Annotated in this window: 17 protein-coding genes and 2 pseudogenes; 8 read left to right on the top strand and 11 right to left on the bottom strand. The window is 71.2% G+C overall.

Annotated features, from left to right (window positions below):
- The first annotated feature begins 106 nt into the window (after positions 1–106).
- A pseudogene (locus RV986_RS45650) lies at positions 107–1,042 on the top strand (oxygenase MpaB family protein).
- A 116-nt stretch (positions 1,043–1,158) separates the two neighbouring features.
- Here RV986_RS45650 and RV986_RS45645 read toward each other — a convergent pair.
- From RV986_RS45645 to RV986_RS45635, 3 genes and pseudogenes are all read right to left on the bottom strand, one after another.
- On the bottom strand, positions 1,159–1,734 hold the full coding sequence (locus RV986_RS45645) for a hypothetical protein (protein WP_475924754.1): 576 nt from the start codon (positions 1,732–1,734) through the stop codon (positions 1,159–1,161).
- Positions 1,695–1,913, bottom strand: a pseudogene (locus tag RV986_RS45640) (serine/threonine protein kinase); the annotation flags it as partial. The gene RV986_RS45645 and the pseudogene RV986_RS45640, both read right to left, overlap by 40 nt.
- Positions 1,914–2,147: 234 nt before the next feature.
- Positions 2,148–2,711 (bottom strand): TetR/AcrR family transcriptional regulator, encoded by a 564-nt coding sequence (locus RV986_RS45635; RefSeq protein ID WP_475922978.1) that lies wholly within the window; start codon positions 2,709–2,711, stop codon positions 2,148–2,150.
- A gap of 330 nt (positions 2,712–3,041) precedes the next feature.
- Here RV986_RS45635 and RV986_RS45630 point away from each other — a divergent pair, with 330 nt between their 5' ends.
- Positions 3,042–4,067 carry an NAD-dependent epimerase/dehydratase family protein gene (locus tag RV986_RS45630; protein ID WP_475922977.1) on the top strand — a complete coding sequence of 342 codons (1,026 nt, stop codon included), beginning with the start codon at positions 3,042–3,044 and terminating at the stop codon, positions 4,065–4,067.
- Positions 4,068–4,430: 363 nt separating this feature from the next.
- On the opposite strand, the gene RV986_RS45625 is transcribed toward RV986_RS45630, so the two are convergent.
- The 4 genes from RV986_RS45625 to RV986_RS45610 all read right to left on the bottom strand — a co-directional run bounded on the left by RV986_RS45625 (position 4,431) and on the right by RV986_RS45610 (position 11,288).
- Entirely contained in the window at positions 4,431–5,975 is a 1,545-nt protein-coding gene (locus tag RV986_RS45625; RefSeq protein ID WP_475922976.1) for a DEAD/DEAH box helicase, read from the bottom strand.
- Positions 5,976–6,184: 209 nt separating this feature from the next.
- Positions 6,185–6,388 carry a cold-shock protein gene (locus RV986_RS45620; protein ID WP_475922975.1) on the bottom strand — a complete coding sequence of 68 codons (204 nt, stop codon included), beginning with the start codon at positions 6,386–6,388 and terminating at the stop codon, positions 6,185–6,187.
- 201 nt (positions 6,389–6,589) lie between these two features.
- On the bottom strand, positions 6,590–7,912 hold the full coding sequence (locus RV986_RS45615) for a hypothetical protein (protein ID WP_475922974.1): 1,323 nt from the start codon (positions 7,910–7,912) through the stop codon (positions 6,590–6,592).
- 238 nt (positions 7,913–8,150) lie between these two features.
- Entirely contained in the window at positions 8,151–11,288 is a 3,138-nt protein-coding gene (locus RV986_RS45610; RefSeq protein WP_475922973.1) for a helix-turn-helix transcriptional regulator, read from the bottom strand.
- A gap of 263 nt (positions 11,289–11,551) precedes the next feature.
- Here RV986_RS45610 and RV986_RS45605 point away from each other — a divergent pair, with 263 nt between their 5' ends.
- The gene (locus tag RV986_RS45605) at positions 11,552–14,446 is read left to right on the top strand and encodes a helix-turn-helix transcriptional regulator (RefSeq protein ID WP_475922972.1); all 2,895 of its coding nucleotides are present in this window, start codon (positions 11,552–11,554) and stop codon (positions 14,444–14,446) included.
- Between the two features lie 117 nt (positions 14,447–14,563).
- On the opposite strand, the gene RV986_RS45600 is transcribed toward RV986_RS45605, so the two are convergent.
- Positions 14,564–15,505, bottom strand: a complete 942-nt coding sequence (locus tag RV986_RS45600; RefSeq protein ID WP_475922971.1) for a hypothetical protein — start codon at positions 15,503–15,505, stop codon at positions 14,564–14,566.
- Between the two features lie 717 nt (positions 15,506–16,222).
- On the opposite strand from RV986_RS45600, the gene RV986_RS45595 reads away from it, so the two are divergent.
- From RV986_RS45595 to RV986_RS45575, 5 genes are all read left to right on the top strand, one after another.
- Positions 16,223–16,870, top strand: coding sequence for a helix-turn-helix transcriptional regulator (locus tag RV986_RS45595; RefSeq protein WP_475922970.1), 648 nt, complete (start codon positions 16,223–16,225; stop codon positions 16,868–16,870).
- A gap of 118 nt (positions 16,871–16,988) precedes the next feature.
- The gene (locus RV986_RS45590) at positions 16,989–18,971 is read left to right on the top strand and encodes a sensor histidine kinase (RefSeq protein ID WP_475922969.1); all 1,983 of its coding nucleotides are present in this window, start codon (positions 16,989–16,991) and stop codon (positions 18,969–18,971) included.
- A complete protein-coding gene (locus RV986_RS45585; protein WP_475922968.1) occupies positions 18,968–19,651 on the top strand; it encodes a response regulator transcription factor in 684 nt (227 codons plus the stop codon). Before RV986_RS45590 ends, RV986_RS45585 begins: the two co-directional genes overlap by 4 nt.
- A 141-nt stretch (positions 19,652–19,792) precedes the next feature.
- Positions 19,793–20,212, top strand: coding sequence for a hypothetical protein (locus tag RV986_RS45580; protein WP_475922967.1), 420 nt, complete (start codon positions 19,793–19,795; stop codon positions 20,210–20,212).
- A 1,109-nt stretch (positions 20,213–21,321) separates the two neighbouring features.
- A complete protein-coding gene (locus RV986_RS45575; RefSeq protein ID WP_475924667.1) occupies positions 21,322–21,780 on the top strand; it encodes a hypothetical protein in 459 nt (152 codons plus the stop codon).
- Here the strand turns inward: RV986_RS45575 and RV986_RS45570 are convergent.
- From RV986_RS45570 to RV986_RS45560, 3 genes are all read right to left on the bottom strand, one after another.
- Positions 21,775–22,140 (bottom strand): NUDIX hydrolase, encoded by a 366-nt coding sequence (locus tag RV986_RS45570; protein WP_475922966.1) that lies wholly within the window; start codon positions 22,138–22,140, stop codon positions 21,775–21,777. The genes RV986_RS45575 and RV986_RS45570 overlap by 6 nt on opposite strands.
- A gap of 168 nt (positions 22,141–22,308) precedes the next feature.
- Complete coding sequence (locus RV986_RS45565) at positions 22,309–23,490, bottom strand: N(5)-(carboxyethyl)ornithine synthase (RefSeq protein ID WP_475922965.1); 1,182 nt, start codon at positions 23,488–23,490, stop codon at positions 22,309–22,311.
- A 111-nt stretch (positions 23,491–23,601) separates the two neighbouring features.
- Positions 23,602–23,907 carry a hypothetical protein gene (locus tag RV986_RS45560; RefSeq protein ID WP_475922964.1) on the bottom strand — a complete coding sequence of 102 codons (306 nt, stop codon included), beginning with the start codon at positions 23,905–23,907 and terminating at the stop codon, positions 23,602–23,604.
- Positions 23,908–24,135 lie beyond the last annotated feature (228 nt).

The following is a 24,135-nucleotide window of genomic DNA, read 5'->3' as shown; positions in this document are numbered from 1 at the left end:
CAGTTCCCCTAGATTTCGATGATTTCGATGTTTGCACAAGACAAAAGGTGAGGGCCCAAGTGAAGGTGAAGATATTACCGACGGCGGCCACGCGAAGCAGTGGACCGTGCCCGTGACGCCGCGCGACGAGCGGCCGGAGCCCGAACCGCTCGGCCCGTCGTCGCTGGCCTGGCGGTACTTCAGCGACTGGCGGGGCATATTGGTGGGCCTGTGGGCCGGGTCGATGCAGAACATGCATCCCGGCCTCGGCGCCGGGGTGGAGGAGCACTCGCGGTTCTTCGACGAGCGCTGGGAACGGCTGTTCCGCTCGCTCTACCCGATCGCCGGAGTGGTGTACGACGGCCCGCACGCGGCCCGCACCGCCCGCGCGGTGCGCGACCACCACCTCGGCATCAAGGGCACCGACCGCCACGGCCGCCCGTACCACGCGCTCGACCCGGACACCTTCTTCTGGGCCCACGCGACCTTCGTCGTGGTTCCGGTGCTGGTCTGCCGGCACTTCGGCCGCCCGCTGACGGAGGATCAGGAGGAGCAGCTCTATGCCGAGAGCCTGCAGTGGTACCGGCTGTACGGGGTGAGCGACCGCCCGGCCCCGCCCGACTGACCCGGCTTCCGTGCGTACTTCGACCGGATGTGCGCCGAGGTGCTGGAGGACAACTGGGCGACGCGCGCCGTGCTGGACCTCCGGCACATAGGCAAGCCGCCCGCCCTGCCATGGCTGCCGGACACCGTGTGGCGGGTGATCCGCCTCCCGATCACACGGCCCTTCATCTGGCTCACCGTCGGGATGTACCCGCCGGTGATACGGGCCAGGCTGGGCTACCGCTGGTCGCGACGCAGCGCGCTCGCGCTGTGGCTGCTGGGACGTACGGTCGCACTCGGCTGGCGGCTGGTGCCGTTCGAGCGGCGCTACCACCCGCGCGCCCGGGCCGCCTGGCAACGCGCCCGCGGGCTGTCCGTACCACCGGTGGAGACACCTCGGCGGAACCTGCCTCCGGTCGAACACCGCGGCGACCCCAAGCACTATGCGCCCGACGCATGAGGAGTCCCCCGTCGCGTGGGTTGCGCCGGGACGACCACAGAGTGCCGCCATGGGTCTCCGCGCCGCCGCAGGTCTCGATGAGCCGACCCGCGCCGACCCGAGGCGCCCCGACGAACTCACGTCCGCACGCTCAATCGCGGACCGCCCCGTCCGGTTCCAAGGGGCTGACGGAGAACGCCGGCCCCCCGGTGAGCGCACATCTCGTGCCCGGCGGTGCTGCCGAGCGCCGGCAACCGCCCGTACGCACTGACGAAGTAGAGCGCGCGGTACGTGTCCGAGAACACCGGCGCGGACAGGTGCTCCACTCCCGTGTCATGACTCCACCGCACCGTCCCGGTGCGCCTCGACACCGCGGTGACCAGGCCGTCCGCTCGTACCGAGTAGAGGGTTCCGCCGATCAGCCGCACCGCGTCGTCGGCCTGTGTGACACGGCCCTGCTTCGGCAGTGCCACGCGGCGGCTCTTGCCGGTCGCGGTGTTCACACTCAGCACGGAGGCGTACGCGCCCGGCTCCCCCACGGCGTCCACCGGATACTCCAGCAGCACCAGTTCGTCCCCGTCGACGCCGACCGGGTGCGCGTAGTACGGGACGGCGCCCACCTTGCGCGCGGCGCCGTCCGTCGGACCGAAGCGCCACAACGTGCCCTGCGGGGACTGCGCGTCGGCCCCGGCACATACAACGTCGCCATCCACGGACGCTCCGCCTCCGGGCCCGCGTCCACCACCGCCGCCGTGAACGCTCCGCTCACCCTTCGCACCGCCGCGATCTCCTGCCGGAACCGCAGCCGGAACTCGTCGTCCTCGGCCGGCTGCGCGTGCACCAGCTTCACGGCCACGCGTCGTCCGGACACCGAACGGGCCAGGTAGACCATCCCCGTCCCGCCCGAACCGAGCCGGTCGTTCGGCACACCTCGGGGGAGGGAGACGGGCGTCCCGACGCATCGTGAAATCCCTTGCCCTCGCGGCCTCTTGACGCTGCGAAGACTTGCCCTCGCGGCCCACATGCCCGGCGCTCACCCCGACGGCCCGCTCCCGGCTCGCTCCGGGCACCGTGCCGAAGACCGTCAGGGGCCGGCGCCGAGCGGTCGGCCGCTGCCGGGCGGCGATCAGGGGCCCGGACGAAAACCGTCGATGGCGAGTTCCATGATGCGTCGCGCCTGGGCGAGGCCCTCCTCGCCGGGGCCGACCCGCCACAGGAAGCCCATGAGAAGGAGCACGTCGGCGGGGTCGAGGCCGGGTCGCACGCTGCCGTCCCGCTCGCAGGCCTCCAGGAGCTTTGCCACGGCGGACGTGACGGGCGCATAGGTGTCGTTGATGACCTTCTGCGCGGCAGCCGTGTGCAGGGCCTCCCCGAGGCCGTGCTTGAGCCGCACATACGCGGCCAGCTTCTCGAACCAGATCCGGAACGCGTCCAGCGGGGCGTTCTCGGCCAGCACCCGTTCCACTTCCCCGACGAGGCCCTCGACGTCGTGCTGGTAGACCGCCAGGATCAGCGCCTCCCGGGTCGGGAAGTGCCGATACAGCGTGCCGGGTCCCACCCCCGCGCGTTTCGCGATCTCGTTGAGCGAGGTCGCGCCGTCCTCGGCGAAGGCGTCGTGGGCCACCCGCAGAAGGTGCTCCCGGTTCTTGAGCGCGTCAGCACGCTGGGGCGCCTGGCGACGTTCGACCACAGTTCCTCCCCGAGGCACAGTACGGGCCACTTGCCGAGCGGAGAGTTCTCCGATACGGTCCCGACAGCATGCGGAGAACTCTCCGCTACTACATCCAGTCTAGGAGCAGTGGCGCACCGCATCAAGTTCGACGGATCGCAGCCATTCGTTCAGCTTCACTCGGCTCCGTTCAGCCGCGCCACCAACCGGCCGTCGCCGCACCCCTCGTCGGCGCAAGCAACACCTTGCAGGCCGTCTCCGACGACGCCGAACTCGAACGCATCAAGGCCCGGCTCCCCGGCTTCGCCCCCGCGGCGTGAACTCGGCCGAGCCGGAAAGGAGCCGACCCGCATGAGTCAGACAGTCCTGGTCACCGGTGGACGCGGTTACGTTGCCGGGTGGTGCGTCGTCCAACTGCTGGAACGCGGCTACTCCGTACGCACCACCCTGCGCGACCGCTCGAAGGAGCAGGCGCTACGGGCGGCCGTCGGCGCCGTGACCGATCCCGGTGACCGCCTGTCCGTGGTCACCGCCGACCTCACCGCGGACGAGGGCTGGGCCGAGGCGGTCGCCGGCTGCGACCACATCCTGCACATCGCCTCACCCCTCGGCACCGACTCGCCCCGCGACAAGGACGCCCTGCTGGCACCGGCTCGTGACGGCGCCCTGCGCGTCCTTGCCGCGGCCACACGGGCCGGCGTCCGGCGCATCGTCATGACCTCCGCCTGCGCGGCGGCGACCCCGCTGATGTCGGGCCCGGACGGTACGACGGACGAGAGCGTCTGGAGCGACCCCGACGACCCGTCCATGACCGCGTACCGCACCTCGAAGGTGGTCGCCGAGCGGGCCGCCTGGGACTTCATGAGCCGGCAGGAGGGGCGCACCACCCTGACGACGATTCTGCCCGGCGCGGTCTTCGGCCCCCTCCTGTGGACCGACAACCTCGGCAGCGTCCAGATCATCAAACGCATGCTGGAGGGCAAGGTCCCCGGCACGCCCCGCATCGGCCTTGAGGTCGTCGACGTACGCGACCTCGCCGACGCCCACATCCGGGCCATGGAGTCTCCCGCCGCCGCCGGAGAACGGATCATCGCCGCCGGTGACTTCCTGTGGATGTCGGAGATCGCGCAGGCGCTGCGTGCCGGGCTGGGCGATGCCGCCCGCAAGACGCCCACACGCCGTCTGCCGGACATCGCCGTGAAGATCGCCGCTCGCTTCGACCCCGGGCTGCGGGCCGTGCGCCCGGTGCTCGGGCACCGGCATCTGCACTCCTCCGCCAAGGCCGGGCGGCTCCTCGGCTGGGAGGCCCGCCCCGGCATCGAAACCGTCGTCGCCTGCGCTCAGGATCTGATCGCGAAGCAGGTCGTACGGAACTGAGAGCGCCGCGCCGCGATGCCGGAGGACCAACAAGTGCGAACAAGTGCGAAACGACACCGACCAGGACGGCAGCCGACGTACCTGGTCGTCGTCCGTCACCTCGTACAGATCGATCCGCAGCAGCCGCCGTACCCGAGCCGGGACGCGCTCGGCGGCCTTGACCGTCGAGGACGGTACGACCAGCGCGTACCGGGTCTGCGGGGAGTCGCTCGTCATCCGGCGCAGGAGTTGCCCGTACGCGATGTCGGCGGCGACGCCCTTCTCGCTGGTTCGCCCCTTGGCCTCACCGATCAGGCGTTCACTCCCCCGTACCGCCTCGATCTCGGTCCAGCGGTCCGTGGGGGTCACAGGTGTCCATCCGGGCTAGGCGCCGCGACGCACCCGAGCGGCCTTGCGGGCCTCGGCCGTCTGGCGGGCCTCGGCGGACCGGCGGGACTCGCCACCGGCGCGGGTGGGCCGGCCCGGCCGGGTGCCCAGGCCACGGAAGGGAGCGCCACCGCGCTTGGGGCGCTCCGTGGCCGTCGGCCCGCTGCCGGCGATGGGCACACCGGAGGGGGCCTGGGCACCGGTGATGCGGCTCAACTGGGCCTCACCGGAGCGGACCTGGGTGACCTGCGGCCGGATGCCGGCATCGGACATGAGGCGCGCCATGTCACGGCGCTGGTTGGGCAGGACCAGTGTGACGACACGGCCGGACTCCCCGGCGCGGGCGGTACGGCCGCCGCGGTGCAGGTAGTCCTTGTGGTCGCTGGGCGGGTCGACGTTGACGACGAGGTCGAGGTCGTCGACATGGATGCCGCGGGCCGCGACGTTGGTGGCCACCAGCACCGTGGCGTGGCCGGACTTGAACTGCGCCAGGGTGCGGGTGCGCTGCGGCTGCGACTTACCGCCGTGCAGCGCGGCGGCCCGCACACCGCTGCTCAACAGGTGCTTGGTGAACTGGTCGACGGCGTGCTTGGTGTCCAGGAACATGAGCACGCGCCCGTCGCGGGCGGCGATCTCGGTGGCGGTGGCGTACTTGTCGGCGCCGTGCACCTGCAGTACGTGATGCTCCATCGTGGTCACCGCGCCCGCCGAGGGATCGACCGAGTGGACCACCGGGTCGTGGAGATAGCGACGGACCAGGAGGTCGATGTTGCGGTCCAGCGTCGCCGAGAACAGCAGGCGCTGGCCGTCCGGGCGTACCTGGTCGAGCAGTTCGGTGACCTGGGGCATGAAGCCCATGTCGGCCATCTGGTCGGCCTCGTCCAGGACAGTGATGTTCACCCGGTCGAGGCGGCAGTCCTTGCGCTCGATGAGATCCATGAGCCGGCCCGGCGTCGCGACGACGACCTCGGCCCCGGTGCGCAGCGCGCCGGCCTGCCTGCCGATCGACATGCCACCGACCACGGTGGCCAGCCGCAGCTTCAGCAACCGGGCGTACGGGGTGAGCGCGTCGGTGACCTGCTGGGCCAACTCGCGGGTGGGAACGAGGATCAGGGCCAGCGGCTTCTTGGCCTCGGCCCGCTGTCCGGCCGTGCGCACGAGGAGCGCGAGGCCGAAAGCGAGCGTCTTGCCCGATCCGGTGCGCCCGCGGCCCAGGACGTCCCGTCCCGCGAGGGAGTTCGGCAGCGTGGCGGCCTGGATCGGGAACGGCTCCTTCACGCCGAGGCTGGTGAGCATCTCCAGCAGCTCGACGGGGATGTCCAGGTCGGCGAAGGTCGCAGCCGCGGGGAGGGCGGGGGTGATGGTCACCGGCAGCGCGAACTCCCCCTGCGGTGCGGAGGGACGGCGCCCGTTGCCGCCCGAACGGGTGGCGGAGCTCCCCTGGCCGCCCTGCGGGCGGAAGCGGGCGCCGGCGTCGGATCCGGCGAAGCCGTCCTTACCGGCCTTGGAAAAACGATTGCTCGTGCGAGCCGAACGGTTCATGGAGAACCTTCCTCGATATGGCACGTATCGAGGAATTCCCGGCAGGCGTAAGCCGAATGAATTGCAAGAACGAGCCGAATTTAGGCCAAATGAATCCGGCCACATCAGCGCCGCGAATAATGGCGCCGCGCGTCGTGCAAACCCCACAAAAAGCAATAAGCTGGGACCCCATCGCGAGATGGGGTCCCAGCCGCCTCACGCGCTCGGCATCAGGCAGGAGTGATGTTCTCCGCCTGCGGGCCCTTCTGGCCCTGCGTGACGTCGAAGTTCACCTTCTGGCCTTCCTGGAGCTCACGGAAGCCCTGGCCGGCGATGTTCGAGTAGTGGGCGAAGACGTCCGGACCGCCGCCGTCCTGCTCGATGAAGCCGAAGCCCTTTTCCGCGTTGAACCACTTGACGGTGCCAGTAGCCATGTCAGTCTCCTTCGGGGCAGTAATCAGGCGCCCACACCACGTGAACACCCGCGTCACCGTAATGAACCCCGTCCGGAAAGCACCGGAAATACAAAAGCGCCTGACGGAATGGAACCGTCAAAGGCACTTTGATTGTGCGGGAACCACAACTGCAACTACACCAACTTTAGCACGGCACGTACCACCCCACCCGGTCGAGTCCTACTCCCGGTAGGGAAGCTCTTCGCACACGTTCCCGTCCTGATCCCTGGCCACCAGGACGGCCGCGGCGGGGCCGCGCTCGGGCAGGTCGGTGAGGTCGGGCCCGGCGATGAGGAACGTCCCTCCGGCGATGCGCGCCGCCAGGTCGGGCCTGCCCTCGCGGCGCAGGACCACCGAGGTGACGTGCGCGTCGTCCACCAAGCCCACAACGGCGACGCTGCCGCTGCCCCCGTCCGCGAAGTCGTAGTACATCCGTGTGGCCGCGACGCTCCTGCCGACCACGGCGAAGTCCCGAACCGGGCCCTGTTGAGGAGCGAAGTCGAACACGAACGGATCCTCGGCACTCGGCCGGTCACCGGTGATGTGCCACACGAGCAGCTTGCCGTAGCGGGCGAGCCGTACCCGTTCGTGCGGTGCGAGGTCCGCGTGGACACCGGGCCGCCACTGGTCCGGATCGACGATCGGCGGGGTGTCCGCCGCCGCGAGGACCGCGATCAGCCCGGTGGCGGGAGCGGGGACTTCCACGATCGGCGCGGGTCGGTCCACGACGGCGGTGGCACGCGGTGGCAGTGCCGTCACGGGCACGATCCGGCCCTTCGGACTGCCGTTGGTCCGCAGAACGAGGCCTGTGGAGTCGACGAGGAACGCGTGGGGCGCCACGAACACGCCGTCGACGACCAGCGTCCATCCGAGCGGGCGCCGGTCCGCGGGCCGTTCCACGGCCAGGCTGGTGATCTCGGGCGCGGCAACACCCGCGATGGTGCCGAATCCGGTGTGGAACGTCACCGACACCCCCTCGCCGGCTGACGCGGCGACGACGGGCGGGGACAACGTGAGCCTCGTCGGGGTGAGCTCGGCGAACACCACCCCGGCCGGCGAGCCGAACGCGACGACTCCGACTCCGTCGTGCCGCGCCGTGAACAGCGGCTCCCAGTCGGCCGGATCGGGGTGCGCACGCGTCGCGGCCGCGGCGCAGCGACGCACGTCCGCCGCGGAGGCCCACCCGGTACGGAGGCGGTAGAAGTCCTCCACCCTCCGAGTGCCCGTGCGTGGCTGGTCACCGGGGTCCCCGGGATGCGCGGCGAGATACTGGCGCAGGCGCGGCCAGCTCGGGAATCCATGAAGGCGAGCGATGACCGACTGAGCGGTGTCGAGGGTGAAACCGGCCGACCGGGCCCGGCTTTCAGGCGCGTGTCGTGCGACGAGTGCCAGGGCGGTGGGCGACTCGGACCGCACGGCCCGCTGCAAGTCCTTCGCCCGCTTCTTGAGCTGTTCCAGACTGGCACGCTCGGGCAGGGGCACGATCTGGGCTGAGGTCGGCACGAGGCCTCCTTCGGTGAACCGGTGGTCCGCCGAACCGGCCGAAGGACGGTAGGCCGAGCTGACATGCTCGTACAAGCCAGGTGGGCTCTGCCCTTCCCGCGGACCCGGAGGCGCCCCGCGCGCCCGACGGTCACTGTACTGCGTCCCGTCCGGGCCACGCATTTGGCTTCGGCCTGTTCGTGTGCCAGGACCGGCGTCGGGCGAGCGACCGGAGGGGGCCGTCCCTTCGCCGAGGCGCCTACGTCTCCGACGCGGGCCAGCGGACGCGGGAGCCGGTGAGTACGGCCGTGACCACCTCGGTGCGGGACCGCAGCCCGGTGCGGGCGAACAGCCGGGACAGGCGGTTGGCGACCGCGTCCTCGCTGAGCCGCAGCACCGTGGCGATCTGGCGGTTGGTCAGCCCTTCGACGATCAGGGTCGCGAGCAACTGCTCGTTCTCGGTGGTGGCCTGCTTGCGTCCGGGAACGGTGATCCCGGCCTCGCGCATGGCGGCCCTGGTGTGGAAGCGCGGGAGTGCGGCGCCCATCTCCCCGAACAGTTCGTACGCCTCGTGCAGCAGCGCGGGCGGGCCCGCGCCCGCGTCGGCGGCCGCGACGAGAGTCAGCGCCGTCTCGAACGGCTGGCTGCGCGAACGTGCCAGGTCCACCGCTTCCCGCAGGTTCTGCCGGGCGGTGCCGGGAGTGTCCTGCCGCAGGACCCGGGCCGACGCGAGCAGAAACCTCAGCCGGGTCCTTCCGCCGCCCGTCCGGTCGGAGATCCGCTCCAGACGTTCCAGGCAGGTCACGGCCTCACCGGTACGTCCCGCCTCCGCGTGCACCTCGGCCAGGGAGGCCCACAGTTCGTCGATGCCGGCGACCTGTCCATGGGCCTCCGCCGCGTCCAGGCCGCGCCGCAGCGTCTTCTCGGCACCGGTCCAATCGCCGAGGGTCCGGAGCACCTCTGCTTCGCCGGCGTCCAGTGAGTACTCCAGCGGGCCCTCGCCCCGGACGCGCACGCTGTCGATGAGGCGGCGGGCGCTCGTGAGGCGGCCGCGGGCGAGGAGAATGCCCGCGGTCCGCGCGGGAATCGGATAGCTGTCCGACGCGGGCGTATCGATCTGGTTGTTCGCCAGCATCCAGCGGGCCGGCTCCAGTGCCTCGTCCCACCGGCCCTGGAGGTGGCGCCAGAGGAACAGGCTGCGCGGGGCCAGCATGTCGGGTGTCAAGCCCCGTGCGGCCAGCAGGGTTTCCGCCGCGTGCAGGTCCCAGCCGCTGAGCAGCTCGTCGAACATGGTGGTGGCCAACGCGTACACGTGGTCGACACCGAGGTACGACGCCTCCGGAAAGGCCAGTGCGCGTCGGAACCGCTCCGGTCGGCCCAGCGCCAGTTCCGCCACGGCACGGAAGTAGTCGGGCTTCGCACGGGCGTGGACATCGGTGGTCCATACCGGTTCCGACCGTGACAGCAGGTCCACCGCTTCGTGCCATCTTTCCATCAGGCACAGCGCCAGTGCCCGGCCGGTCACGGTGACCAGGGCGGGCAGCCGCAGTTCCTCCCACCACTGTGCCGTGGTGAGCCGGGACAGCGCCCGCCAGTCCGCGTCGTTGGCCGTCGCCGCCGCGAAGAGGTTGGCGTTGTCCTGCAGCACCAGCGGGCTGAGGACGTCCGCCAGGTTGCGCAGAATCGACTCGGCGATGGTCCGCGCGGCCAGGTAGTCCCCCGCGTTGTACGCGGCCTGGGCGTACCGCTGCAGGGCGGGGACACGGTCGACGGGCCGCTCGACGAGGTGGCCTGCCGCCCGGCACCAACGGAGCACTCCCCTGCCCTCGGAGTCGGGACGCAGCCTTTGCGCGGCGGCCGTCAACTCGGTGACCGCGCGCTCGCGGTCGACCAGGGCCCCGGCTTCCGCGATCCGGTCCGCCAGGTAGGCCGCCGCATCCGCCTCGTTGAGCATGGACGCCACCGGTGGTCTTCGCACGGACGTGGTGCCCGCCGCGTCCTTTTCCGCCCACAGCGCCTCCACCGCGGTGGCGGACAGCCGGCTGCGTTCGAGCGGTCCCAGCCGCTCCCGGACACCATGTGCCGTCAGCGGAACGCGCCACACCCAGCCGCGTACCGCGGAACCGTCGGACCCGGGCAGGTCCTCGACGATTTCGCCGGCTTCTCCGACCTCTCCGGTCTCTCCGGTCTCTCCGGTCTCCCCGGTCTCCCCGGTCTCCCCGGTCTCCCCGGTCTCCCCGGTCTCCCCGGTCTCCCCGGTCTCCCCGGGATCTCCGGGATCTCCGGGATCTCCGGGATCTCCGGGATCTCCGGGATCTCCGGCCTCCACGATCTCCACGTCGATCAGGTGGCGGATGCCGTCGGCGACAGCGTCGGCGGACAGTCCGGTCGACGCCGCGATCAGCTCGACGGCCCGTCGGCCGAGCGGCCACAGGATGCTCAGCGCTCCGGCCACCGCGCGACACGGCTCGCTCAGCGCGTCCAGCGCCGTCATGAACCGGTCGCTGTCCGGCAGCACCGGCGTCGCCGTCGTTGCGCCGACAAAGGCGTGGCCGTCGGCCACTCTGATCGCGCCCTGCCGCGTCCACCCGGTGAGCAGGGCGTCGACCGCCCCGGGAACCCCGCGCGTGAGCTCCCACACGCGCCGGGCCAGGCCGGTGTCGGGTGTCGCCCGCAGCCGCCGTGCCACCACGGCGGTGGTCTCGTCCGGCCCGAAGCAGGACAGCACGATCGTACGGGCCCCCTCAAGGCCCGCCAGCTGCTCCACGGTTCCGTCGGCGCCGTGGAACCGTGGCGTCCGGCTCTCCCCCGTGACCTGGCCCTCTTCCGCGGCCCTCCGGGCACGGGAGGTGCCTCCGCTCGTTCCACTCGCGTTCCGCCCGCCGCGCCCCACCGCCGAGGCCATCAGCCGGACACCGGGCGTCAGCCGAGCGAGGTCGATCCCGCGGAGCACGGCCAGCGAGGAGGCGTCTGCATGCTGGATGTCGTCCATCACCACGACCACCTGCGCGGGCTGCACCAGAGCGGCGCGCAGCAGTCCGGCCATCGCCGTCCCGTCGCGCTGCTCGGCCGCGCGCAGCGCCTCCGCGGCCGGCTTCGCCGACCGTTGGGGTGCCGCGGCGGACCGGTGCTCCTCCAGCGCCATGATCAGCCGCAGTGCCAGCAGCAGCGGCCGTGCGCCGTCGCCCGGAACGCAGCCCACCGCGAGTACGGCCGTCCCTTCCGCGCGCAGCCGTTCGGTGACCGTGTGCACGAACGCGGTGCGCCCGGCTCCGCGTTCACCCCGGACGAGCAACAGGCGCGGCCCACCGGGATCCGTCAGACAGCCGTGGACCTGGTCCAACTCCCGCTCGCGGCCGACCACGCAGTCGGTCGCACGGTCCAGGCTCGCTGCCATGCCACCGTGGACCAACCAGGGGTTTTCGGACGGAGCAGCCATTGTTCACCGCACTTTCTTCGATGGCGCATGCCAGGCGGGCGCTGACGAACCCGGGTACTCCGAGCGTCTCCGACCGGCCCGGCGTCCGGGCCCCCGACCGGCGCCAGCCATTATGGTCATTTCCGTCGGGCAGCGGACTCGGGAAGCGCCGTGCCACACCGTGAACACCCGCGCCCTTGTGGGCCGTTCACATGCGACGCACCGGACCGGGAGGAGTGGGCGTGCGGGACACCGAATCCGTCATCGGCAGGTACAGCGAGCTCCGGGAAGTGGCGGACACGCTGCTGTCCACCGGCGCCTCGGCGCGTACCCTGCTGGTCATCGGCGGAGCCGGAACGGGCAAGACCGCCATGGTGGAGCAGGCCCGGCGAGCGGTGGTCGAACAAGGCGCCAGGGTCTTACCGTTACGCTGCCACGACGGTGAGAGCCCGCCCGGTGCGGCCGCCCTGGCCGATGGCGTCCACGGCGTGCTCACCAAGATCCACGACCGTCGGAGCCCGGTCCGCATCGGCGCCGTCCGCCGGATTCAGCGGCAAACCACCGGCCACGACGACGAGTTGACGCTGCTGTCCGCCCTGAGCGAGGTACTCGCAGACGCGGCCCGGCACACCCCCTTCGCGCTGGTCGTCGACGACGTCGAACGGTTGCCGTCGCCGACGGCCTCCGCCCTCGGCCTGCTGCTCCGCGTCTTCCGCCCGGTCGACGTGCCCATGGTGATGGCCGGTCGGCCGGCACACCCGGGAGACGGCGGCGCCGCGCAGCTGACGGCGGCGGCCGACCGGCTGCTCGAACTGCCGCCGCTGCGGCCCGCCGACATCAAGGCCCTCGTCGTACGGCGGCTCGGCCGGCCTGTCGAACCGGCGCTGGTGACGGCGGTGCTGGGTGCGCTGGGCCCGATGGCGGGCACCCCCGAGGCCGTATTGTCCGTGCTCGACTCGATGGACGAGCACGGCGACTTCCTGGAACTCGGCGGCCAGATGTGCCTGACAGCGCCGGAGCGAGCACTGCGACTCACCGCGGACGTGACCCAACTCGGCCGGCTCTGCTGGCCGGGCACGCCACCGGACGCCGCCACCCTGGACTCGGCGGCCGCGGTGGCCCGCAATCTCGCGCACACCGAGATACGGCTGGACGATCTGCGCCGGCTGAAACCCGGAGGCCCACGGCGGGCCGGCATCGTCGACCGAACGCTGAACTCGCTGGTCGGGGAGGGGATTTTGACCGCGGACGAGGACGGCCGGATGTCGTTCGCCGTTCCGGCACTGGCGGCGGCGCTGCGCACACTTCCCACCCACCACGAAGTGCGGTCGCTGCACGCCCTGATCACCACTTCGTTGACCGACCGGCTGGGTGCGGAGACCGCGGGGGGCGGCTATCCCCGCCTGGCCGATCACGTGACAGCCGCCGGGAGCCGGCTGGACGACGCCCTCGCGGTGGATCTGCTGCTGGCGGCGGCCCGTACCGATGCCAGGGCCGACTGGCCCCGATCGGTCCGCGCCTACTCCTCGGCGCTTCGGCGACTGGCGCCGCACGACCGCCGAACGCCCGGCGTGCTGCGCGAGTCCGCCGAGCTGAGCCTGCGCCATGGCGACCACCCCGGTGTGCTGGCGTTGAGCGAACCACTGTTCGCCTGCCTGGACGCGTCACCCGCCGAGCAGGACCGGGACAGTCTGGAATACGTCACCGAGGTGTGGGCTCTCTCGGCACTGCACGAGCACCGGTTGCCGTACGCCCCTGACCCCGGTCCCCAGGACCGCGATGTTCCGGAGCACACGCCCGCCGCGGCCGCGTTGGCCGGTCCCTACGGACTCGACTCGTACGGACGGCTCGGCCGGGTGACGGGCCACCCGGGTGGCGAGGCGCACCGTGTGCCGGCCGCCGACCCCGTCGCGGCCGGATCCGGGCCGCTGCCCTCACCGGCGGAACTGCGGCTGCTGGCCACCGCCGCGGGCAGCCGCGCCGACCTGCTGAAGGCGCTGCACGCCCTGCCGCCCGACCCCAACGGCGCGCAGACCCTGGACCGGCTGCGGAGCGCGGCCGCACACGCGGACCTGGCCGACGCCCTGGCCACCGTGCTCGGTGACCGCTATACGGGGGCCGGGAACAGCACCGCCGCCCGGTACCACTCCATGGTGCGCGACTACCTGAAGGGGGACTGGGACCAGGCCCTGGCCACCGCCCGCCGGATCGAGGCGCGGAGCCGGACCCGCGGCACGGCCGCCGCCGGCGCGCATGCCGCCCGGGCGCTGGCAGCCGAGATCCACTGCGCACGCGGGGAGTTGGGGCACGCCCGGGCATGGCTGGAGTTGATTCCCGACACCGTGTCCCACCCGCTCGTCGCCTGGGTGAAGATGGGTCTTCGGTACTGGTCGGGCCAGGTGGAGGAGGCACTGGAGGAGGCGCGCGAGGACGTGCGCCGGGCTCGCGGGAGCGGTCTGCTCTCGGGTGTCGAGAAGGTGCTGCTGCGGTACGTGTCATTCGCCATGCTGGAGAACATGCCCAAGGCCATGCGGGAGGCACTGGACGAACTGGAGGCGCTGCACGAGGAAGTGGGCTCCCCCATGACGCGCGAGGCGGTGCTCTGGGGCCATGGCCTGGTGCACGGCGACGTGGACAGCGCCGTTGCCGCCCTCCGGTTGATATCCCGACGGGGCGACGTCTACCTGGGCCTGCTCTGCCGTCTGTGTCTGGTGGAGATCGGCGACGACTCCGAACAGCGGCTCGCCGAGGCCTCGCACATCGCCCAGGCGCTGGGGATCGGGCGCGCCACCCGTACGACGCTCGGTCACATGGCACAGCGGCGGAGCATCGTGCTGCCGAGGCTGCGTCCGAGCAAGGAGGAGTTGAGCGAGGAAGAGGTCAGACTGACCGCGATGGTCAGCGACGGGGCGACCAACCGGCAGATCGCGGCGCGGCTCGCGTGGAGCGAGAAGACCGTGGAGCGGCGGCTGACGCAACTGTTCCAGCGCACCGGGTGCCGCTCCCGGGTGGAGCTGGCCGCGGCCTGGCTGGACGGCAGCCTCGCGGGCCGCGACCTGGTGCCGGACGGTGTGCACGGTGCAGCCGGGGGTTCCTTCCCCGATCCCGGCCGAGCGACGCCGGCCGGCCGGCAGTGACGTGGTGTGTGCGCGGCCGTGGCGCCCGGCGGATGCCTCCGGCCGGGCGTCCGGCGTCGTGGCCGCCGTGCGCTCCTTCCACCGCGCCCGGAGGGCCACCTCTCGATGATCGACGGGTCAGGACAAACGACCCGTGTGGGTGTCGATGAGCACACCGAGTCGGCCGGTGTCCAGGGAGCCGTCGGCGTTCACCTGGAAGCACCAGCCCGCGTCGCGGATGTAACCGAGCACCAGAAGCACATCCGTCCCGCGCAACGGGCTGTCCGCCCACCTCTCGTCGCGGAACTGGGCGGCGGTCACCACGAACAGCCGGCGGGCATGCGTCCCGGTGGGCGCCGCGCCGCTGCCCTTGTACATGTGCAAGGTCGGGGAGACCGGTGCCGGGACGGATCCGGACGGCAGGTTGTCCCCGCAGGTCAGCGCCTCGTCCCGGGTGGCCGCGGTGTACAGGCGGGCCGAGCGCGCGCCCAGTCCGTCGGTCACCGAGGGAGTGGCCGCCGAACCCACCAGGACGACCTTGGCGAGTAGCCCGACCGGTCCCGAGACGAGCTCGGTGATGAGGGCCTGAGCCAGCCGCAGGACATCGTCGTCGTCGCCGGTGAGGGCGATCACCCCTGGCAGCCGCGAGAGGTCGACCAGCACCCGGTCGCCTCTGTACAGGCCGAGGGTGACGGTGAGGGAGTACGGATGCGTGGGCCCGCCGGTCCCGTTGCCGGTCCGGCGCAGGCTCGACGACTCCACCGACCACTCCTTCCCCGAGACGTCCGCGGTCCACGGTGCGGGCGCGGGCGCGTCGGCACCGGCGAGCCGTAACGTCAGCAGCCGCCCCGAGTAGACGACGACGTGCACCTCGGGCAGCGGGCGCGCGCCGTGCGAGCGCCCCTCCGCCACGGCCCGCAGCCCCAGGGCGACCGTCTCAAGTGCCTTCCGCCTGTCGGCACCCGGCCCCGCGGCGCGGACCTGTCCGGAGGAGGAGATGCGTTTGCCCCGGGTCAGTGCGACAGCGGCGCCGAGCAGCACCAGGCCGAGCACCACGGACAGGACAATGGACGCGATCATGCGGCCATCCTTGTTGCTAGAAGTTGCCAGGAAGGATGCGCGGGGCGTGCGTCCGCGCGGTTGCGTATCCGGATGGTGTTCGTGCCCGCACCGGAAGGTTCTCGGGAACCGTCAGAACCGTGTCCTGGGTGCAGGTGCCGGGAATGACGAATTCCGTTTTGTGACGGCCACGGGCGGCACGGCATCCCGTAGACCGGACTGCGCTGTTCGGCAGCCACGCCCGACCGACAGTGAAATCCGCGAAGATCGGGCGCACGGGCTTCACTCCTGATGTACGTCGAATCGGTTCGAGTGCCTCGCGCCGCCACCCGTCGGGACGGGCCTGCACCGGTCGGCCTGTCGCACGCTCCGACAGTGACGAAGCGCCAGGAGCGCGCTTTCCACGACATGGTTGTGCGCTCTCCGCTTCCGGTGAAAGCCGAATCCGCGAACCTTGCCGATCTGTACAGAGAGGTCGTGGGGCCTTCTTCCGGGATGGCCACGGGCTTCCACGCCGAAGGCTGCCGGCGGCGACCAGGCAGGGGATCCACGACTCGTACAGCCGGTTCACAGGTGCGCGAGGGCCGGTCGGCCGCTCGTGCCAGATTTCCCTCTGTTAGCGGACGGCAGCGATTTGGCACGGATGTTCGGCCTCCCCGGGTGGCAGCATCGGCCTCCTAAACCCCACGGGCGATCTCAGTTGTGAGACGACCTCCGTCGTGAGTTGGGAGGGGGCGCATGCCTCAGCAAGTACTCATCGAGACCGTGCGCGTGGTGCTGCACGCACCCGCCCCCCTGATCGGCGCCGCACTGGCCGGCTTCGTCGCACTGGACCCGCGTCTGCGCGAGCTGCCGCGCGACAGGATCCGGGAGGCCGACGTGATCGTCGTCGCCGTGGACGTGGCGGACGCCTCCGCCCTGGACCTGCTCCGCAGCCTGTGCGACAAGCCCGGCGCACGCTTTCTCGTGGTGGTGGGCAAGCAGTGGCAGGCCGATGTGTCGGCGGCCCGGAACCGGGGCGTCCGCGCCGTCGTCTGGTGGGACTTCTGCAGCCCGGACGTCTTCGTCCGCTCTGTGCGCGCGGTGGCCGACAGCGACGAGAGCGGGCCCTCTTCCCAGCGCGTTCCGACCCGCCAGGTGCGGCACTCCGAGCGGGCGGAACAGAAAGTCGTCGCCTCCCGAAGCCGGTCCGCGTCCAAGCTGAGCGCGCGTGAGGTGGACGTGCTGCGCCTGATCGCCGAAGGGAAGCACTGCGACGAGATCGCGACGGAGCTCTCCTATTCCGAACGCACCGTGCGATACATCCTGTACGGAGCGATGAAGCGCATGCGGTCGCGCAACCGTGCCCACGCCGTCTCCCACGCCATACGGACCGGACTGATCTGAATCCGACGCCGTCAGGGCCGGCGCCCCCGAAGCCTCCCGACGGTACTGGGCAACTGTCCCGGTTTCACCGGGACATGAACCGGGACCGCAGGGCCGCCCCGCACTGCACACTGTTGGCATGCCTACGCGTGCGGTCGTCTGGGGCGGCGTGCTGTGCAGCGCCGCGTGTACCGGCTTCGCGCTCTGGGTGCTGACGCTGCCGAGAACGGAGCCGGGCGGGGTGTCGTCCGAGCCCGCCTATGTGATCTCCCTGGCCGTGGTAACCCTCGCGGAACTCGGCATCGGTTCGCTCCTGATCCTGTTGCGGCCCCGGAACCTGATCGGGTGGCTCTTCGCCGGCATGAACCTGGCGGCCGCCGTGGAACAGGCCCTGGTCGCGTACGGGGGCTACGGACTGGCCGAAGCCGATCCACCGTGGCCGGGCGCCACGCTCGCCGTCAACGTGGCGTCGGGTCTGTTCGTGCCGGGCTGGGTGGCCACCCCCACGCTGGTGATGGCCTTCTACCCGGAGGGGCGGCTCTCCGCCCCCTGGTGGCGGTGGCCCGTCGGGGGCGCCATCGCGGGAACCGTCGCGCTGACGTTCGTCGCGCCCTTCGATCCGGAGGTGCACGCCGATCTGTTTCCCGGTCTCACCGTGCCCCTGACGATGTCCCCCACCCTTCTCACCTGGCTGTCGTGGGGAGTGTGCCTGCCCGTCCTGGCGCTCTCCGCCCTGTCCATCTGGGTCGGCACGATCGTCCGGCTCCTACGGGCCCGGTCACCCGAGCGGCAACTCCTGGTCTGGCTGGTGTGCACGGAGGCACCGGCCATGACCGCCTCCTTCTACGCGTCGATGATCTCGAAAGAGCCGGTCTTCTCGGTCCTGCTCGCCTTCCCGGTCGTGGTCGCCGTGGCCGTGGGCGTCCTGCGCTACCGCCTCCTGGGCATAGAGCTCGTGCTGCGGCGCGGGCTGGTGTACGGGGTGCTCACCGCGGTGGTGATCGCCGTGTACCTGGTCGTGACCGTCCTGGTGGGTTCCGTGCTGGAGCGCGGTCTCCTGCCCGGAGTGGTGGCCGCGGCCCTGGTGGCGGTCGTACTGGCGCCGGTCCGGGACCGGTTGCAGCGGGCGGTGAACTGGCTCATCTACGGCGAGCGGCACGACCCGCTGCGGGCCATCGCCCGTCTCGGCGATCAGGTCGCGGTGGCCGGGGAGCGGGACCTGCTGCCCGCCGCGCTCACGGCCGTGATGCGGGCGGTGCGCGCTCCCGGTGCCGAGGTGCACGCACCCGGCGGGCGGAGCGTCGGCTGCCAGGGGACCATGTCCGCGACGGGGCCCGTACTGCCCTTACGGGTCGGGGGCCACGACCTGGGCACCCTGACGGTCGCCGATCGCCGGTCCGCGGGACCCTACGACGACGCCGACCTCCGGCTGCTGGCCGCACTGGCCCTGCAGATCGCCACGCTGCTGCGGGCGTTGGAGCTCACCGAGGCCCTGGAGGCGGAGCGCGATCGGGTGGTGACGGCCACCCATGCCGAACGCGACCGCATCCGGCACGATCTGCACGACGGTCTCGGCCCCTCGCTGTCCGGCATGGGGCTGGGGTTGCAGGCGCTGGCCGACGTGCTGGACACCGATGAGTCGACGCCCGCCGGGGCGCTGCTGTCGCGTATCCGCGAGGAGGCCACGACCGCCGTCGGTGAGATCCGCCGGATCATCGACGGGCTGCGCCCGGTCGTGCTGCACAGTCTGGGGCTGGCCGAGGCGGTCCGCCAGCACGCCAAGACGATCTCCGAGGCCGTGCCCGTCGAGGTCGAGATCGGTGAACTACCGCTCCTTTCCCCGGACGTGGAGGCCGCCGCCTATCGCATCGTGACCGAGTCCCTCAGCAACACCGCACAGCATGCCGGGGCCCGCCACGCCCAGGTGCGGATGGCGGCCGTCGACGACGCTCTGCACATCACGGTCACCGACGACGGCCACGGCATCACCGACCTGGCCACACCGGGCATCGGTCTGTCCTCCATGAACCGCCGTGCCCGGGCCCTGGGAGGCACCTTCCGTGTCACGTCCGCTCCCGGACGGACCACCGTCACCGCCACGCTGCCGCTGGAGACCGTATGACTGCCAATACCCCCATTCGGGTGGTTATCGCCGACGATCACCCCATGTTCCGGTACGGCCTGACGGCCGCGCTGGCCGCGTCCGACGAGGTCCAGGTCGTCGGGGAGGCCGCCGACGGGGACGAGTTGCAGCGGGTGGTGGACGAGGTCCGACCCGACATCGTGATCACCGATCTCGCCATGCCGGGGACCGACGGCGCCACCGCCACCCGCTCCCTGCTCGCCAGACACGCGGAGGTGGGCGTGCTGGTGCTGACGATGCACGAGGACGACGAGGCGCTGTTCGGCGCGTTGCGAGCGGGCGCCAGGGGCTATCTCCTCAAGGGCGCCGACCGTACGGAGATCATCCGTGCCGTTCTGGCGGTGGCCTCCGGGGACGCCGTCTACGGCGAGGCCGTGGCACGCCGCATCGTGGCGTTCTTCACCGGCGCCCACCAGCATTACGCGTCGCGGGTCTTCCCCGACCTGACCGAACGGGAGCTGGAAGTACTGGAGTTGGTGGCCGAGGGGCGCGGCAACCACGAGATCGCACGGCAGTTGTTCCTGGCCGAGAAGACCGTACGGAACCATGTGTCGGCCATCATCCTCAAGCTGGGCGTCCGCGACCGTGCCGCCGTGGTGGCCGTGGCGCGCGACGCGGGCCTCGGCACGACCGGGGGCCCGGGCGCCGGCCATGGCTGAGAGCGGCGGCCGGTGCCCTGTCCGGTCCCGGCTCCGCGGGCAAAACGCCGGGGAGTGTCAGGACTCCTGCCCCGGGACCGCCGGAAGCCCGCGAAGGCACCGTGGGGGCGTCCATCCACAGGCCCTGCGAAGGAGTACGACATGGCCTCAGGAACTTTCCAGTCGCTGCCCGTGCCGCCGACGGCACTCGACGGCCGGATCAGCGCGATCGTCCTGGACCCCGATGACACACCCGCCGACATCGTCAAGAACGGCACGCCCGTGACCGTCCAGACCGAGTGGCATCTGTCCGGCTTCCTGGTACCGCTGCTGGCCGGCAACTGGACGCTCAAGGTGAGCGTCGACGAGGTCGGCGGCCAGGACGACTACCCCTTCCCGAACCCGCCGCAGCCCATCCCGCTCAACGGGGGCCCGGACTACCGGCAGGACATCGTCCTCAGGAACCTCAGGGCGGGCCGCACCTACTCGCTGATCGCCTCCCTCGGCTACCAGAACCCGGCCGGCGCCTTCGCCGCACTCGGCGGTTACGTCAACGTCGGCACCGTCAACGTACTGCCCTGACGGTGCCCTTCTCGGGCCCTGGTCACCGGAACCACACGGGGTTGGATCCGGCGGCCGGGGCCCGCTCCTGTGTGCCGCCGCACCGGGCCCCACGGCTCCCGCGACCCGGAGACGACCGGCGGAAACCCCGCTTCCGCTCACCATCCCAGGAGTCCCGCTGAGCACTTGGACTGGAGGCTTCACTGGCCACGTGCCGCCCTGGGAAAGGGAGCACGCCATGTCTCAACAACAGCTGGGGCGCGGTTCGTTGAGACCCGGACCGCTCTGCGATCGCCGTGGTCAGCGGTCTGGGCACAACCGCCGCGGCCTGGCTGTCGGCGGCGCTGGTGCGGGCCCGTACGGCGGATCCCGACCGCCTCCCCGTCCGTGTGGTGACCACCGGGCTCTCCTTCGAACCCGGCCCGCTCCCCGAGGTGTGCGCGGCCGCGTACCGCACCCTCACCGAACAGGTCTCCGTGGTGGACGACCCCGTCAAGGGGCGGCTGACCGGCTGGCCGCACTCGCTCGGCGAGTCCGCGCAGCAGACCGCCCCGGTGCGCCCCACGTCGGTCGGCACAGCGTACGGACTGCACACCATGCTCGACCTCGGCATGCCCGAAGGGCGGCTCCGCACAGGTGAGTTGGTGGAGACGCTGTGGCGGCTGCGGCTGCCCGGCGGCGGCTGGTCGGCCCGTTCGCAGGGCGCGGAGGCACGGCCGGAGGTGACGGCGCTGGTGCTGGGCGCGCTGGCCCGCGCGGGCGCCGCACCGGAGCGCCTCGCCGAGGAAGTGGTCCGCTGCGAGTCCGATTTCACACCCGAACGGGGCCGTACGGGCGCGGAGTTGACGCATGTCGTGACGACGGTGCCGCGCGGGCTGTTGCGCGCGGCCCCCGGGTCGAGCACCCTGCCCGCGCTGAGAGACGCGCTCATCGGCGGCACGATCAACGATCCGCGTCGCCTGCACCGTCGCTGCTGGGGCTACCGGCTCGCCCCCTTCCACGGTTCGCCGTCCCCGCTGCACACCGCGCAGACCGTGGTGGCGCTGGACCGCACGGCCCGCGTCCTGGGCGAGGGCGGCAACGCCCGTGCCGCCCGCGAGGACGGACTCGAAGAGGCCTGGCGCGAGCGGCTGGACGGCGAACTGCCCGAGCAGGAACTTGTGCCGGCCGCTCGTGCGGTGATCGCCGAACTCGGCGCCCCCGAACGGCCGTTGGAACTGGCCGCCGAACTCGCCTCCGGGGAGGGCGAGCCAGAGGACCGCGCCCGGCTGTCGTACCGCCATGTCCTCGGCTTCGGCAAACTGCTGCCGGAGCCGACCGGTCCCGCGCGGCTACGGCTGACGCAGATGGCGGAGTACACGGCCGGCAGCACCTATGCGCTGCCCGCGCACACACCGCACCGGGCGCGGTGCGACACGCCCGAGCCGACGGTGACGCTGTTCCTGGAGACGGGAAGCGAACGGCCGTGCCACACCGATGTGTTCACGGCGGCGGGCCCGCACCCGGGAGCGGTGCCGAAGGTGCCGCTGGACGTGGCGGACTATCTCGCGGAGCTCAACTCCCTCGCGGAGCTGCTCAGAAGCTCATGACCCGGCGGCTCGGGCATGGTCGAGCGCCTGCCGCACGATGTCCAGGTTGTACTCGTCGATGTCGACGGTGGTCAGCTCGCCGGGGGCGAGCCAGGCGTGGGCCTGGTCCGGCTCGGGGCGGACGATGTGCCGGGAGAGGGGCCTGACCAGGAAGTTGTCCTGCCAGTTCGTGATCTCGCACCCCTGATACTCGCTGACGAAGGAGGACTCGCCGACCTTGCGAACGACCTCGCCGAGCAGCCCGGTCTCCTCCTTGTGCTCCCGCAGCACTCCGTCCTCGGGGCTCTCGCCCGGTTCCAGCTTTCCGCAGGGCACGCCCCACACCCGGGGCAGGAACCGCTCGGTCTCGCTGCGGCGCACGAGCAGAACACGTACCGTGCGGGACCCGAAAAACCGCCGCCTTCGGCCACCGAAGGCAACCTCTGCCCCGGCGACAACAAGCACAAGAGCCCATGGGCCCATGGGCTCACGGGCTCACGGGCTCACGGGCCGATGGCTGCCATGGCCCGTGAGCTCTTCCCAGGCTGGTCAGGCCACCTGTGGGGTGGGGCGCAGCGTCAGGGCCGGGACGTCGGTGGGGTGGGGGTACGCGGCTGACCGGTGCTGGAAGGAGAGGATCTTCGGGTTCTGGACCACGCCGTCGCGGATCTCGATGGCGTTTCTGACCGTGGCGTCGGCCTCCCAGGCGACGGGGCCGCTCAAGACCTTGCGGAGATAGGGAAGGAGCGCCTCGCTGATCTCCCATGTGGCCGAGTTCCACAGGTGGGACGGGCTGTGATCCACCGCGTAGTAGTGGCAGTCCGGCCCCACCGTGGGCATGGGCTCGCCGAAGGTGGTGGGACGGGCCCATTCGAAGCCCATGCCCGCGTCGCAGGAGACGTCGACGAAGAAGGTACCCGGCCGGAACAGGGCGAGTTCCTCGTCGGTGACGAACATCAGCGGCGCGTCGGTGTCCTGCCGGATGCAGTTGACGATGATGTCGAACCCGGCCAGATACTCCGCGAGCGGCACGGGACCGGCCGCGGTGAGTGCCCGAAGCCGCGACGGATCGTCATCCTGCTCCTCGAAGTGGCCCATCACGACGGACGGCATCGGTGAGGCCACGGCCGCCGCGGCGCGTTGGGTGAGCACCGTGACGTCGGACACCCCCATGGCGCCCAGGCCGGTGACCGCTCCGCGCGCCGTGGCGCCGAAGCTGATGACCACCGCACGCAGACGGCGGCCGTAACTGCCGGTCAGCCCACCGAGCTGCAGGGCGTGCAGCACCGAGCAGTAGCCCGCGAGTTCGTTGTTCTTGTGGAACACATGGACGCTGAAGGCACCCGTGGACGTCCAGTGGTTCATGGCCTCCCAGGCGACGAGGGTCAGCCTCCGGTCGATGCCGATCTGGGTCATCTTCTCGTCCTGCACACAGTGCGGCCATCCCCACAGCACCTGGCCCTCGCGCAGCTCGGCGATGTCCTCGTGCATCGGTTTGGGCAGCAGCATCACATCGCACTCGGCGAGAAGCCGTTCCCGGGAGCGCACGCCTCCGACGAGCGGTCGCAGAGCGTCGTCGCCGACGCCGAACCGTTCGCCGTAGCCTTCTTCAAGGAAGATCTTTTCGCGTAGGTCCGGGGCGATCCGGTCGAGGTGGCCGGGGTGCAGCGGCAGCCGGAACTCGTTCTCCTTGCGGGAGGAGGCAAGCACTCCCACGCTCATCAGGCTCATGCGCTTCCTTGTCATTTCACTCTTGTTCGTCGCGGATGTGTGAAGCGCAGGCTGCGTCCCGGAGTGCGCCGGTCGCGTCTACGGCCCGGCGCCCTGTACGGGGTGTCCGCGTCAGGAGCGGTCGGCCCGGTGTCTGCGCATGCGCTCGGCCAGCGGGAGGGGCGTCTCGTCCAGACCGGTGACCGACCCGCTCGCCAGCCGTGCGCACGTCCCGTGGCAGGCCAGCAGCTGCTTGTCGTCACGATGCGAGACCACTACCGCGTTCGCGTCCGCCTCGGGTGCGTTACGGAAGTCGGTACCGCAGATGAGGCAGGCCAGTCCGGAGAGCATCTCCGCGGTCGGTTCGGGGCGGCCCCGGCGGCGGCCGGAGATCGCGTCTTGTGAATACATGAGCTCCGCGTTCTCTTGATCGGTCATCGGTCATCGGTCATCGGTCATCGGTCATCGGTCATTGCTCATCGGTCATCGGTCATCGGACTGAAAGCGCGCGCGAGGTGCCGGAATGCCCGGAAACACCTTGTGAACCGAGAAATTCGCTACCACGGCGCGCGAAAAGCGATGCGGAACAACGGGGTGCGGAAGAACGGAGTGCGGAACAACAGCACACGAAAGCCGGCGTGACCGTACGAGGCAGAAGACATGGGG

The organism is Streptomyces sp. RLA012 (assembly GCF_056270325.1).
This window is presented reverse-complemented; position numbering and strand designations above follow the sequence as displayed.

What these genes read in the sequence shown, in the direction of transcription:
- RV986_RS45625 (WP_475922976.1), bottom strand. Translation starts at nt 5,975, where the DNA reads ATGAACCGTTCGGCTCGCACGAGCAATCGTTTTTCCAAGGCCGGTAAG.
- RV986_RS45595 (WP_475922970.1), top strand. Translation starts at nt 16,223, where the DNA reads ATGCCTCAGCAAGTACTCATCGAGACCGTGCGCGTGGTGCTGCACGCA.
- RV986_RS45600 (WP_475922971.1), bottom strand. Translation starts at nt 15,505, where the DNA reads ATGATCGCGTCCATTGTCCTGTCCGTGGTGCTCGGCCTGGTGCTGCTC.
- RV986_RS45560 (WP_475922964.1), bottom strand. Translation starts at nt 23,907, where the DNA reads ATGACCGATCAAGAGAACGCGGAGCTCATGTATTCACAAGACGCGATC.
- RV986_RS45565 (WP_475922965.1), bottom strand. Translation starts at nt 23,490, where the DNA reads ATGAGCCTGATGAGCGTGGGAGTGCTTGCCTCCTCCCGCAAGGAGAAC.
- RV986_RS45620 (WP_475922975.1), bottom strand. Translation starts at nt 6,388, where the DNA reads ATGGCTACTGGCACCGTCAAGTGGTTCAACGCGGAAAAGGGCTTCGGC.
- RV986_RS45610 (WP_475922973.1), bottom strand. Translation starts at nt 11,288, where the DNA reads ATGGCAGCGAGCCTGGACCGTGCGACCGACTGCGTGGTCGGCCGCGAG.
- RV986_RS45585 (WP_475922968.1), top strand. Translation starts at nt 18,968, where the DNA reads ATGACTGCCAATACCCCCATTCGGGTGGTTATCGCCGACGATCACCCC.
- RV986_RS45590 (WP_475922969.1), top strand. Translation starts at nt 16,989, where the DNA reads ATGCCTACGCGTGCGGTCGTCTGGGGCGGCGTGCTGTGCAGCGCCGCG.
- RV986_RS45580 (WP_475922967.1), top strand. Translation starts at nt 19,793, where the DNA reads ATGGCCTCAGGAACTTTCCAGTCGCTGCCCGTGCCGCCGACGGCACTC.
- RV986_RS45630 (WP_475922977.1), top strand. Translation starts at nt 3,042, where the DNA reads ATGAGTCAGACAGTCCTGGTCACCGGTGGACGCGGTTACGTTGCCGGG.